Genomic DNA, 857 nt, shown 5'->3' with positions numbered 1-857 from the left:
AGGAGGCCGATAGCCATCACCCACGATCTACGTACCAAAGATAACCTCTTGCGGTCGCCCCGGCGGCCGAAATCGAACGAGAAAAAAGCTCTAGGCTTTGAATTGGGAAAAGCTGTGTCATAAGGACGGCACACTCGCAAGGACCTAGACCATGACCGCCAAAGCCGACGTGCTCGATTATCTGCTCACCCGCCGTTCCGTGGGGCAGGCTTTCCTCAAGGAGCCGGGGCCCTCGGCAGAAGAGCTGCGTCAAATTCTCACGATCGGCACGCGCGTTCCCGACCATGGCAAGCTGGCGCCCTGGCGGCTGGTCATTATCGAGGGTGATGATCGCATCCGCGCCGGCGAGAAGCTGGCCGAGATCGCCAAGCGCAACAATTCCAATCTCGACGAAGCCGGCCTTGAGATCGAGCGGCGGCAATTCCTGCCAGCACCCTTGACGATCGGTGTGCTGTCGGCGCCCAAGCCCAGCCCCAAGATTCCGCATTTCGAACAGCTGATCTCGGCCGGCAACGTCGCCTTCAACCTCGAGCATGCTGCCTTCGCGCTGGGCTATGCCGCCCAATGGGTCACGCGCTGGTTCAGCTACGACACCGAGGCGGCCGCCATGCTGGGTGCCAAGGAAGGCGAGCGCTTCGTCGGCTTCATCATGATTGGCACGCCCTCGACCATCATCGAGGATCGGCCGCGTCCGGCGCTCGAAGAGGTCGTGAGCCGCTGGCAGGGTTAAGCTGGTATTAACCTCTGTTGAGGTTTCATTAACCCTGTTTCGGGGGTGATGATTCCGTATGGGTGTTCAGCCGATCTCGGTGCCGCAGCGTCTGGCCTACGTTCTTTCTTCCGCAGTGCACAAGAAC

Annotated in this window: 1 protein-coding gene; it reads left to right on the top strand. The window is 60.4% G+C overall.

Annotated features, from left to right (window positions below; all coding sequences use genetic code 11):
• The first annotated feature begins 151 nt into the window (after positions 1–151).
• Positions 152–730, top strand: coding sequence for a nitroreductase family protein (locus JP75_RS24875; RefSeq protein ID WP_035038256.1), 579 nt, complete (start codon positions 152–154; stop codon positions 728–730).
• The last annotated feature ends 127 nt before the right edge of the window (positions 731–857 follow it).

Source organism: Devosia riboflavina, assembly GCF_000743575.1.
GTDB classification, from domain to species: domain Bacteria; phylum Pseudomonadota; class Alphaproteobacteria; order Rhizobiales; family Devosiaceae; genus Devosia; species Devosia riboflavina.
This window is presented reverse-complemented; position numbering and strand designations above follow the sequence as displayed.

Bases quoted from the DNA above. Each gene is read 5' to 3' on its own strand.
- JP75_RS24875 (WP_035038256.1), top strand. From the start codon at position 152: ATGACCGCCAAAGCCGACGTGCTCGATTATCTGCTCACCCGCCGTTCC.